The organism is Mucilaginibacter sp. P4_A11 (assembly GCF_056402535.1).
Map to the genome: position 1 here is coordinate 195,088 of NZ_JBFUHE010000012.1, position 11,573 is coordinate 206,660.

General features: G+C 40.0%; 13 protein-coding genes. 6 read left to right on the plus strand and 7 right to left on the minus strand.

The window, feature by feature from the left end:
- The first annotated feature begins 96 nt into the window (after nt 1-96).
- Nucleotides 97-588 carry a peptide-methionine (S)-S-oxide reductase MsrA gene (gene msrA / locus AC1DUD_RS22140; protein WP_477378421.1) on the plus strand — a complete coding sequence of 164 codons (492 nt, stop codon included), beginning with the start codon at nt 97-99 and terminating at the stop codon, nt 586-588.
- A 382-nt stretch (nt 589-970) separates the two neighbouring features.
- Here msrA and mtgA read toward each other — a convergent pair whose 3' ends face one another.
- The 4 genes from mtgA to rpsF all read right to left on the minus strand — a co-directional run bounded on the left by mtgA (nt 971) and on the right by rpsF (nt 3,055).
- Complete coding sequence (gene mtgA / locus AC1DUD_RS22145) at nt 971-1,639, minus strand: monofunctional biosynthetic peptidoglycan transglycosylase (protein ID WP_477378500.1); 669 nt, start codon at nt 1,637-1,639, stop codon at nt 971-973.
- 331 nt (nt 1,640-1,970) lie between these two features.
- Nucleotides 1,971-2,414: a 50S ribosomal protein L9 gene (gene rplI / locus AC1DUD_RS22150; RefSeq protein WP_091166691.1), complete on the minus strand. Its 444-nt coding sequence runs from the start codon at nt 2,412-2,414 to the stop codon at nt 1,971-1,973.
- 15 nt (nt 2,415-2,429) lie between these two features.
- Nucleotides 2,430-2,693, minus strand: coding sequence for a 30S ribosomal protein S18 (gene rpsR, locus AC1DUD_RS22155; protein WP_022833472.1), 264 nt, complete (start codon nt 2,691-2,693; stop codon nt 2,430-2,432).
- Nucleotides 2,693-3,055 carry a 30S ribosomal protein S6 gene (gene rpsF / locus AC1DUD_RS22160; protein WP_330857830.1) on the minus strand — a complete coding sequence of 121 codons (363 nt, stop codon included), beginning with the start codon at nt 3,053-3,055 and terminating at the stop codon, nt 2,693-2,695. Before rpsF ends, rpsR begins: the two co-directional genes overlap by 1 nt.
- A gap of 160 nt (nt 3,056-3,215) precedes the next feature.
- Here rpsF and AC1DUD_RS22165 point away from each other — a divergent pair, with 160 nt between their 5' ends.
- The 3 genes from AC1DUD_RS22165 to AC1DUD_RS22175 all read left to right on the plus strand — a co-directional run bounded on the left by AC1DUD_RS22165 (nt 3,216) and on the right by AC1DUD_RS22175 (nt 7,215).
- Nucleotides 3,216-3,455, plus strand: a complete 240-nt coding sequence (locus tag AC1DUD_RS22165) for a hypothetical protein (RefSeq protein WP_477378423.1) — start codon at nt 3,216-3,218, stop codon at nt 3,453-3,455.
- A 410-nt stretch (nt 3,456-3,865) separates the two neighbouring features.
- Nucleotides 3,866-5,323 carry a capsule assembly Wzi family protein gene (locus tag AC1DUD_RS22170; RefSeq protein WP_477378425.1) on the plus strand — a complete coding sequence of 486 codons (1,458 nt, stop codon included), beginning with the start codon at nt 3,866-3,868 and terminating at the stop codon, nt 5,321-5,323.
- Nucleotides 5,324-5,427: 104 nt separating this feature from the next.
- On the plus strand, nt 5,428-7,215 hold the full coding sequence (locus tag AC1DUD_RS22175; RefSeq protein ID WP_477378427.1) for a DNA polymerase III subunit gamma/tau: 1,788 nt from the start codon (nt 5,428-5,430) through the stop codon (nt 7,213-7,215).
- A gap of 61 nt (nt 7,216-7,276) precedes the next feature.
- Here the strand turns inward: AC1DUD_RS22175 and AC1DUD_RS22180 are convergent, their stop codons facing one another.
- The gene (locus tag AC1DUD_RS22180) at nt 7,277-7,711 is read right to left on the minus strand and encodes a hypothetical protein (RefSeq protein ID WP_477378429.1); all 435 of its coding nucleotides are present in this window, start codon (nt 7,709-7,711) and stop codon (nt 7,277-7,279) included.
- Between the two features lie 87 nt (nt 7,712-7,798).
- On the minus strand, nt 7,799-8,509 hold the full coding sequence (locus AC1DUD_RS22185; protein ID WP_477378431.1) for a hypothetical protein: 711 nt from the start codon (nt 8,507-8,509) through the stop codon (nt 7,799-7,801).
- A gap of 212 nt (nt 8,510-8,721) precedes the next feature.
- Between AC1DUD_RS22185 and AC1DUD_RS22190 the strand changes: the two genes are divergently transcribed.
- Both AC1DUD_RS22190 and AC1DUD_RS22195 read left to right on the plus strand, forming a co-directional pair.
- On the plus strand, nt 8,722-9,951 hold the full coding sequence (locus tag AC1DUD_RS22190; RefSeq protein ID WP_477378433.1) for an NADP-dependent isocitrate dehydrogenase: 1,230 nt from the start codon (nt 8,722-8,724) through the stop codon (nt 9,949-9,951).
- A 159-nt stretch (nt 9,952-10,110) separates the two neighbouring features.
- Entirely contained in the window at nt 10,111-11,091 is a 981-nt protein-coding gene (locus AC1DUD_RS22195; RefSeq protein WP_477378435.1) for a type I phosphomannose isomerase catalytic subunit, read from the plus strand.
- A 26-nt stretch (nt 11,092-11,117) separates the two neighbouring features.
- Here AC1DUD_RS22195 and AC1DUD_RS22200 read toward each other — a convergent pair whose 3' ends face one another.
- Nucleotides 11,118-11,561, minus strand: coding sequence for a response regulator (locus AC1DUD_RS22200; RefSeq protein ID WP_477378437.1), 444 nt, complete (start codon nt 11,559-11,561; stop codon nt 11,118-11,120).
- Nucleotides 11,562-11,573 lie beyond the last annotated feature (12 nt).

Here is an 11,573-nt window from a genome sequence, read left to right on the forward strand (position 1 = left end):
CGTAAATAATGACTGTGGGAGTACAGATATCATTCATTTATCAGTTGCCATTTGCCCATTTGTGCCTTACCTTTAATTTATTAAATATAAAGCCTTATGAATACAGAAAAAGCCATTTTGGCCGGCGGATGCTTTTGGGGGGTAGAAGAATTGTTCAGACACTATCCTGGTGTTATTTCCACAGTAGTGGGCTATACCGGTGGAGATGTGCCTAATGCAACTTATCGGAATCATGGAACACATGCTGAAGGGATTGAGATTGAATTTGATCCTGCTCAATTACCTTATCGAAAGCTGCTCGAATACTTTTTTCAGATCCACGACCCTACAACACGGAACAGGCAAGGGAATGATATAGGGACCTCTTATCGTTCGGCTATTTTTTATTTGAACGAAAGCCAGCGTGAGGTAGCCAACGCGTTGATTGCCGAAATGGAAGCCTCTGGCGTGTGGCCGGGGAAAATCGTTACTGAAGTAGTACCTGCAACTGATTTTTGGAACGCTGAAGCCGAACACCAGGATTATCTTCAAAAAAATCCATACGGGTACACCTGCCACTTTGAAAGGCCCGATTGGAAATTGAGCTAAATATATTGTTCGAAACAGTTAATGGAATAAATAATATAAAGCGTCATTGCGAGGCACGAAGCAATCGCGAACTATACAGGGTGGACCTGCCAATCGGGATTGCTTCGTGCCTTATAATGACGTGATTGTAAATTACTGATTATCACGTATGTTTTTTTAATCAATTTTATAATATGGGCGTTGCCTGCGGCCCGGGCTTTCCGTTACAAGTCCTCGCCTTTCCTGCCCGCACTCCCTACACACGCTGTGGGCTTTACACTGCAATCCCTAACGCGGCCCCCGCGCACCATCGCTAAAACATATTGTAACATCATCACGATTTTTTTTCAGGATTTCCCTGAGGGTTACTCGCAATGACGCTTTTGTTTTGAGATATGGGGGATTAAAAATCCAACGGCCCCAACCTTTTCATATTCTTCATAATCAGGTACTGCCTGTGCCTTAAATATTTGGTTGGGTTAGTAGCCGACCATTTTAGCGGACTTGGGAAGATTACTGCTATGGCAGCAGCTTCCTGCCGGGTTAAATCGGAGGCCGACTTATGGAAATAAGCTTGTGAAGCGGCTTCCACACCGTAAATGCCATCGCCCATTTCAATTTCATTTAGGTAAACCTCCATGATGCGCTTTTTGCTCCAGAAGGTTTCAATAAGCACTGTAAAGTAGGCCTCGATGCCCTTGCGTAAAATGGACCGGCCTTCCCACAGGAAAACGTTTTTAGCCACTTGCTGCGATATGGTACTGCCGCCAATAAGTTTTTTGCTGTGCGAGTTTTTCTCGATGGCTTTTTCAATGGCGTTAAAATCGAAGCCGTGGTGCTCCAAAAACGTTTGGTCTTCGGCGGCAACGGCGGCCCGCTTCATATTGTCTGAGATGTCGTCAAAATCCTTCCACTTTTTATCTATCTTCCATTCCTTACCTGCCGATTTACGCTGAAAGCCCCGCTCAATCATCAACCAGGTAAAAGGAGGGTTGATAAAGCGGTAACCAATTACGCCGAGCAGGCTTAAACCAAAAAACAGAATGAATGTCAGTTTAAAAATTCTGAATATAAGTTTAGGAATACCGTAAAATTTCGATTCCGATTTGGAGTTCCGCTTATCCGACTTTGACTTCTGGTTGTTTTTGCTGAAAAACTTTAACACTGTTATAATATTTCCTTATAAAAGAAGAGGGTGCTTTGCCACTGACAAAACACCCTCTAAAATTCTAAATTTTTTCCAAAAATCCGAAATAAATATTCTTGATTTCGGATTTCGAATTTTCGATTTCGGATTTGTTTTTATTTAATTCTAATCATAAAAAAACAGGTGTTTTGAATTAACAAAACACCTGTTTAATTTTTCAAAATCCGAAATCTTAAATCCGAATTCCGAAATATAATTACTCCGCTACTACTGCAAACGGAACCTGTACTTTAACTTCTTTGTGCAGGTTAATGTTGGCAACATACTCACCAACAAATTTTGGCTCCTGGTCAAAAGTGATACGACGACGGTCAACTTCAAAACCTTCTTTTTTCAATGCATCAGCAATTTGGATAGTGTTGATAGCACCGAAGATTTTGCCAGTTTCGCCGGCTTTGGCACCAATGTTAAGTTTAACACCTTCTAAACGGGCAGCAATAGCATCAGCATCCTTGCGGATTTTTTCTTGCTTAAATTGAGCTTGTTTAAGGTTTTCAGCTAAAACTTTACGTGCACTTTCAGTAGCTAATATGGCGTAGCCTTTTGGTAAAAGGTAGTTACGGCCATAACCTGGTTTCACATTTACGATATCGTCTTTATCACCCAGGTTTTTTACATCTTGTTTTAAAATAACTTCCATTTCTTAAATCTCCTATTATTTTAATGAATCTGTAACGTAAGGTAATAAACCGATGTGGCGTGCGCGTTTAACAGCTTGTGCCACTTTACGCTGAAATTTTAATGAAGTACCGGTTAAACGACGTGGTAATACTTTACCCTGATCGTTAATGAACTTTAATAAAAAGTTTGCGTCTTTGTAATCAATATACTTGATACCGTTCTTTTTGAAACGGCAGTATTTTTTACGGTTATCCTCCACTTTTGGAGCGGTAACGTATTTAATTTGTTCGTTAGCCATTAGTTTGCTGCCTCCTCTGCTTTAGGTTTCTTGTTAAAAGCACCGCTACGTTTTTTGTCATTGTAAGCAATGGCATGTTTATCCAAAGCAATGGTCAGGAAACGCAAAACACGCTCATCGCGCCTTAATTCAATCTCCAATTTGTTAATTAATTCACCCGGAGCCTTAAATTCAGTTAAGTGATAGTACCCTGTAGTTTTCTTTTGAATAGGGTACGCTAATTTTCTCAAACCCCAATTATCCTCCTGGACAATTTCGGCTCCGCCATCAGTTAGAACTTTGCTGTATTTGGCATTTGCCTCTTTAGCAGTCTCTTCTGAAAGCAACGGGGTTAGAACGATCACGATTTCGTACTGTTGCATTATACTTGATTTTTAATTATTTACCCGCTATAACGGGGCTGCAAATGTACAAATAGTTTTGCAATATTCAAATCAAATATTGGCAGCCGTTAATAACTATTTGCAGGTTTTTTTAAAACTTATAATATAATGTGTCGTTTTATCTAAAAAACTTAAAGCTATGCAGTTAATAGCAAACTTTACCGGAGTTGAAAACTCAACAATACCATCGTTTGATGAGATCCTGATGTACGGCGGAGGGGATAGCCCTCTTGAGGGCGACTGGGACGATCAGGAAGACGAAGATTTTGATGATATACTTGATGATAAAGAAGACCTGCATGAAATACAGGTTGACGACGATATGGGTGAGCCTGACCCCGAAGATGATGATCATCTGCCTGATGATGATCTTCAATAAAATAATATCAAGTTTGAAGCTTTTAGCTGTTAACCCGCAGTAAAAGACTTTTAAGATACATACTGTTCCTCTTCAGAATTGCCATTAAGGCGATAAGGGTAGCTATTTCCTAAGCTGTGCCAAAATATCCCATACAAAGTTGCAGAAGGGCTTAATTCAAATCCTCTATGTAATCGTTTTTAGTTTCTTCAGAATTTAAATTTTTTCGATCTGATTTTCATTGGGTTAAACAAATAGTTAAATTTAATCAATGGTTAAATTTAAAATAGTTTAATACAATGCCTATATTGTGGTAGTTATGCTTGTTTGTTGGCTTTTTTAATGAAATTTTAATAATTAAATAACATTATAGTTAACAAAAAATCATTTTTCGTTTTTTGAAATTATTCGTTTGCCGAAACTATCTATCTATGAAAAAACTATTTGTTTTATTGCCGTTACTTTTATCTTTTTTTTTAGCAAAAGCACAATATCAGAATGTGCATATTAGTTTGGAAGCTCAGGGCATAGCAACTACAAATAATGTAGTGCCGTTTTGGCTAAGGGCAAATCAGTTTGGCAGTGTTCCGCTGTCGGGAGGTTCGGGAAGCTTGATCGGGAAAATCAGGAAAGATTATGATACAACAAAAACTTATGGCTGGGCCGCTTCCTTTGAGGGTCGGGGAAACGCTGGTAACAATAGTAACTTTATTTTAGTTGAGGGCTTTGTAAAAGCGCATGCCGGGATTTTTGAATTAAAAGCAGGCCGGTCAAAGGATATTGTAGGGCTTGCCGATTCAACGCTTTCTTCTGGTTCTTTTTCTATCTCGGGCAATGCTTTAGGGATACCCAAAGTGAGCTTAGGCATACCTAATTATTATAGCATCCCCATTTTGGGCAAACTATTTGCAATTAAAGCGACGTTAGCAAATGGATATTTGGGTAATGTTAAAGTAACAACGGGCGAAAAGCCAAAAGACTTTAAAGGTTATTACCTGGAAAATGCGCTATATGTTAAATTAGGTATGCCATCCTGGAGATTAAAATTCCAGGCCGGCTATAATCATGAGGCTTTGTGGGGGGACGAAAAGCAGGTATTTGGCAGCAAATTTCAATTGTCGGGACCAGCAACTTATTGGTATGTGCTTGCTGGCAGATTATATCGAGGCAGTAAAGTTGGTAATCATTTAGGTTCGTTGGACCTGGGAGCAGAATATAGATTTGACGCAGTTACAGTATCTTTGTATCGCCAAAGTTTTTATGATATTGGGGCTCTAAGATCACTTGCGAACGTTACCGATGGTTTAAATGGGGTTAGCGTTGTTAACAATAGTCCAGTTTCCGGTAATTTTTATTGGAAAAAGTTTTTAGTTGAATTTCTTTACACGGCGAATCAGGCAGGTACACTGGGTTCAAAAAGAACAAAATCGGGTGCCGAAAATTACTACAATAATTACGAGTATGAGGAAGGCTGGTCATACAATGATGTAGGCTTAGGCACACCATTTATAACCACGGTAAATGACGTAAGAGAAAATCAAATCGGGCATAATAACAAGCAGTTTTTTGTAAATAACAGAGTTTTGGCCTGGCATACCGGCGTGCAGTTCTATGTCTTTAAATGGCTCTATACAGGTAAGTTTTCTTATTCACAAAATATGGGTACTTATGAAAACGGTACTGAACCATACCGTTCGGTAGGGTGGAAAGTAAAGCGCCCGGGCAATTATGGAGCATTTAAACGGGTGAACCAGTATTCAGCTTTTCTTGAAGGTATCAGGCCGTTGAAGAACGGCTACTCTGTTGGTTACGATGTGGCGTATGACCATGGTGGCCTGCTTTATAATTCATTTGGTATTATCCTGAAAGTGTCAAAAACATTTATGTAAATAATACCGGGTTTATTATTTATGACATGATCAAGTGGCCAATGTTCAAAAAATTAGCAAAGGCACCCTTTCACCAAATCTAATTTCTCACTACCTTAGCCCTTGTGGATAATTTCATTGTTTCGGCCCGTAAGTATCGTCCGGCTACTTTTGAAACCGTTGTTGGTCAGCAACATATAACCAATACGCTCAAAAATGCTATAAAAAATAATCAGCTGGCACAGGCCTTTTTGTTCTGTGGTCCGCGTGGTGTGGGCAAAACTACATGTGCACGGATCCTGGCAAAAACCATTAACTGCACCAATTTGCAGCCTAACGGCGAGGCCTGTGGAGAATGTGCTTCATGCAAAGCCTTTGAAAACGGAAATTCTTTTAATGTTCATGAGCTTGACGCCGCTTCAAATAACTCTGTCGATGATATCCGCAGTTTGATTGAGCAGGTGCGGATCCCCCCGCAGGCAGCCCGTTACAAGGTTTATATTATTGATGAGGTGCACATGCTATCGCAGGCTGCGTTTAACGCATTCCTTAAAACGCTGGAAGAGCCACCTCATTACGCCATCTTTATATTGGCTACCACCGAAAAACATAAGATTCTGCCAACCATTCTTTCACGTTGTCAGATCTTTGATTTTAACCGGATCAGGGTTGAGGACATGGCCGGTCACCTGGCATCAATTGCCGGTAAGGAAAATATAAGTTATGAACCCGATGGCCTGCATATCATAGCTCAGAAAGCCGACGGCGGTTTACGCGACGCGCTTTCGATGTTCGATCAGATCGTAAGCTTTTCGGGAGGAAAGGTAACCTACCGTTCGGTTATTGATAACCTGAACATACTCGATTACGATTATTACTTTAACATAACCGAAAGCCTGCTTAGAGAAGATACTGCCAAAGTATTGTTATTTTTTGATGAGATCCTTTCGCGCGGGTTTGATGGCGCGCATTTTATAGCAGGTCTGTCTGAGCACTTCAGGAATCTATTGGTTGGGAAAGATCAGTCGACATTAAAACTGCTTGAAGTTAGTGAAGGGATCAAAACAAAATACCTGCAACAATCGCAGCAGGCATCCGTGTCGTTTTTACTCTCGGCTATGAATATTGCTAACCAGTGCGATATAAGTTATAAGCTTAGTAAAAACCAACGACTGCAGGTTGAGCTGGCGCTCCTCAAGATGTGCCACTTGCCATCGGTATTTAACCTGGCAACCACACCACTCACCGTAACGCCCGCTACCGACGGGGTATTAAAAAAAAAACCTGATACCTCAGCAATAGCACCTGTTAATGGTACACCGGCGAGCCCTGCTGTATCCATAGTAAGTGAAGCTGCACCTATATACAGAACTCCTGTAAAAGAGCCCGCAACAACATCTGCACCGGCAAAAGAAACCTCTCCGGCCGAAAAGCCGAAGATTACGATGCCTGCGCGAAGTACACTCACACCTTCGTTAACCGGCGAGGTTAAAACACAGGAAGCATTACTTGAAGAAGAAGACCCCTATTTAAAGGGAGAGGATAAAGAAGATTTTACCATGGACGCCTTTTTGCAATGCTGGAGCGATTTTGCCGCATTTGCAAAAAAGGAAGGAAAAAAAACTTTGCTAACCGTTCTTACATCGGGCGCACCGCGTATGCTAAGGCCATATGTTTTTGAAGTGGTAGTAGGCAATATGGTGCAGGAAAATATTTTCAGGGATGAAAAGCCGATTATGCTCAACTACCTGCGCAGTGCGCTTAAGAATTTTAGCATTGATGTAAATGCCCGGGTTGATGAACTAAAGGTTGTGCGCAAGCCTTACACCGCGCCCGAGAAATTTCAACATATGGCAGCACGCAACCCGGAGTTGCTGGAGTTAAAAAACAGGTTTAATCTTGATTTTGATTAAAGCAAGGTTTTAATACTGAGTTGTATGTTTAACAAAAACGCACAACTCAGTATTCGATAAATTATTTCAGAGATTTATTGTCATTTTTAGGATACCCCTCTTCGTCAAGGTCTTCCCTGTCATCCTCTGGCGTATGTGCCAGGGCAGCGTCAACAGGATCAACTTCTACGCTTTGGCCATGGTCAATATGCATTCCTAATTCATCTACATCAGTTTCAAGCGAACGGTCTTCGTCAAACTCGCCATCAACATCATAAGGGTTTGCCTCGTCATAGGTGGAGTTGATATCGTCACCATTTTTTGCGGTAGTATGATATGGATCGGGATGGTCGTAATCCGGGTCGTCGCTTTTAACATCATATTCGTAGCTGTTAGCTTCCGGATTATATTTCAAATCTTCCTGGTCAATAGTTTCACCAAGTTCATCTTTCAGTGTTTCGTCGCGATCAGGCAGGTCGTCATTAAAGCCTGCATCGTCTATTTGGTCATTGTTCATAGGTCTGTGTTTTTATAGTATAAATATACACAGTAAAAACCCTGCCAAAAAAGTAAACCAACCAAAAAAAAGATTTTTACTCAAAGCTTAATAATGGATCTGTTTTCGGTACGATGTAACACCGCCAATGGCAAATTTAAAGCCTAAAGTAATTTGCGAATAGGCATCGTTATGAGCACCGGCTACATAAGCATCAAGCTGATCGCCCATGATAAAATTATATTGGTAGCCCAGATCAATTTTTACTGCGGGCTGATTGTAGCTGTTGAAGAATTTAAATTCATAACCTAATCTTATAGGTATAAATATTTCATTTGTTTTAGGCTCGTATGGCAATACCTTGCCTTCGTCTAATAAAAGAACGTCATCTGTTCTGAACACAACATTGTTATTAATGTATCCTAAACCCGATGACAGGTAAAGATTTTTAAATGCGTTGGCAATTGCACTTTGCGAATAATCAATTAATTCACCTGCCTGCACCTGCACCCTGAAGGTGTAAGCACTAAAATGGTTTTCAAACTGCCTTTGTGTGGTTGTATTAGGCGAACCACCTTTTAAACGGCCAACCTCCACGTTAAATACATAATTTAAATAAGGGCTTTGGTTGTAGGTAAAATTAAGATTTATTGAAGGCGTTGTTTTTAAGGTTTGCACATCAGATGAACTGGCCTGGTCAATACCGGCGGCAAAGCCCACGTCATATTGCGCGTAATCAAATCCAACCTGGGCTTTTGCTAAAAATGATACAGAACAAAACAGGATTATAATGGAGAGTTTTAGTATAGATTTTATCATAAATGGATGGCAGCACCTATTTGAAAGGAGCTTGTTTTATGGTAAGTGTTTTATTTTATAAAAATAGCACCAAAGTTTATAAAAACAACAATGCCGGTGGTAATAATTGTCATTATAACGAAATCTATAATTTTTCATTGTATTATTTGACAAAATTGATAAAGTCAATTTTATATATTTGAGGCCGTTTGTATAACAAAACAACATCAGGCATGTCAAAAATAAAAGTAGAGAATCCGGTAGTTGAACTGGATGGAGATGAAATGACCCGCATTATCTGGAAATTCATCAAAGACAAATTGATTACCCCGTACCTTGATCTTGATATCAAATACTATGATTTGGGTATCGAGTACCGTGACCAAACCGACGACCAGGTAACTATTGACGCGGCTAACGCCATTAAACAATATGGAGTTGGTATTAAATGTGCTACTATTACCCCCGACGAAGCAAGGGTTGCTGAATTTGGTTTAAAACAAATGTGGAAATCGCCAAACGGCACTATCCGTAACATTTTGGATGGTACTGTTTTTCGTGAACCAATTGTTATGGCCAATGTACCGCGCCTGGTACCTAACTGGACGGCACCTATCTGTATCGGCCGTCATGCTTTTGGCGATCAGTACCGCGCTACCGATTTTTTAACCAAAGGTAAAGGCAAGCTTACTGTTAAATTTACTCCTGAAGATGGCAGCCCTGAGCAGTCATTCGAAGTGTTTAATTTTAAAGGTGATGGTGTTGCATTAACAATGTATAATACCGACGAATCTATTAAAGGATTTGCTCATGCCTGCTTTAACCAGGCTTTAATGAAAGGCTGGCCATTATACCTTTCAACCAAAAACACCATCCTAAAAAAATACGATGGTCGCTTTAAAGATATTTTTGAAGAGATCTATCAAAACGATTACAAGCAAAAGTTTGAAGCAGCAGGTATCACTTATGAGCACCGCTTAATTGACGACATGGTTGCATCAGCCCTGAAATGGAACGGTAACTTTGTTTGGGCTTGTAAAAACTATGATGGCGACGTACAGTCAGATACCGTAGCACAAGGCTTTGGTTCATTAGGTTTAATGACTTCAACCCTGGTTACTCCTGATGGTACTGTAATGGAAGCAGAAGCTGCTCATGGTACAGTAACCCGTCACTATCGTGACCACCAGGCTGGTAAACCAACCTCAACCAACCCAATTGCATCGATTTTTGCATGGACAAGAGGCTTGGAGTTCCGCGGTGTTCTGGATAACAACCAGGAGCTGATCGATTTCTGTAAAGCTTTGGAAGAAGTTTGTATCGAAACAGTTGAAAGCGGCAAAATGACCAAAGATTTGGCCATCACTATTAAACCAAAAGTGGAGCACGGTACTGATTACCTGTACACTGAAGAGTTTTTAGCTGCAATTGATGAAAATTTACAAAAACGCTTAGGTAAGTAATTACCCGGCAAATTAATATGGAAAAGCTCATACGTTAAGTATGGGCTTTTTTTATGCAGTCGACTGTTAGAAAATTGACGAAACTAATGCCAGGTAAATCAATTTAGCATTTTCAATTATCTATTTAACTCCTAACTTAGCGGTTAAAATACACAAACTATGTCGGCATTATATCCATTAAAATTCAAAACCATATATAAAGACAAGATATGGGGCGGTCAAAAGATCAAAACCTATTTGCATAAAGATTTTGGCAGCCTGCCTAACTGCGGCGAAACCTGGGAAATATCGGGAGTGAAATCTGATGTTTCGGTTGTAGCTGCAGGCGCCCTTGAGGGGGAATCATTAGCCGATTTGTTAGAACAGTACAAAGACGAACTGGTTGGCAAAAAAGTTTACGATCACTTTGGTAACATCTTCCCTTTACTGGTGAAATTTATTGATGCCAACGATGATCTTTCGGTACAGGTACACCCCGATGATAAGCTGGCTAAAGAACGCCATAACTCATTTGGTAAAACCGAAATGTGGTATATCATCGAGGCTGATCCGGGTTCGACTTTGATTACCGGTTTTAACCAGGAAATGACCGAAGAAAAATATGTTGACGCTTTAAACAGCGGCCATATTATGGATATACTGAACAAAGAGGCTGCAGTAGCCGACGATGTTTTCTTTTTACCGGCAGGCAGGGTACATACTATTGGCAAAGGTTTACTGATAGCTGAAATTCAGCAAACATCTGATATCACTTACCGCATTTATGATTTTGACCGTGTAGATGATAAAGGGCAGAAACGGGAGCTCCATACCGAGGAAGCTCTTGCCGCTATCGATTACAAGCACTACTCAGAATATAAAACAATATATGAGCCTAAGGAAAACGAGACCATAAAGCTGGTAAGTTGCCCTTACTTTACAACCAATGTGCTTGATTTTGATGAAAGTACATCAAAAGACTATTCGGCTTTAGATTCATTTGTAATCCATGTTTGCGTTGAAGGCGGTTATACTGTAAAATATAACAATGAGGCATACGCCGTTAAAATGGGCGAGTGTATCCTGTTGCCGAAAAGCATCGATAAAATTGAGCTGGAAACTACAGGTGGCTTTAAGATCCTGGAAAGTTATATTGAATAATTTTGATATTAAGTATGGAGTTTGTGTTAAGCTCCATACTTAAGTATTTGTTGGTCGTAACTTTGCGGCAGCTTGTCAAAGATCTCCTTTAAATGATTTACCCTTACCGGTTTAAAAATGTAATCGGTAATTTCAGAAATATTTTTAGCACGGAGAAGATCATTGAGATCAAGAGATGAACTCATGATGTACACCGTGATGTTTTTCCTCATTTGTGGCTTTAATTTCGCAAATTCAGTCATGAACTCCCAACCATCCATTACCGGCATATTAATATCCAGCAATATTATATCGGGCAACAGGTGATCTTCGTTGGTGCTTTTTAGCGCATTTACTGCTTCCAAACCGTTAATAAAGTGGCTTAACAGGGTATTCACCCGGGTTATACCTATTAGTTTTTTCAGGCCATAAACATAAATACTATCATCATCTACAATCCAAGTGTTAACGGGATTTTGCTCTTCAATCATCTCCTGGCAATT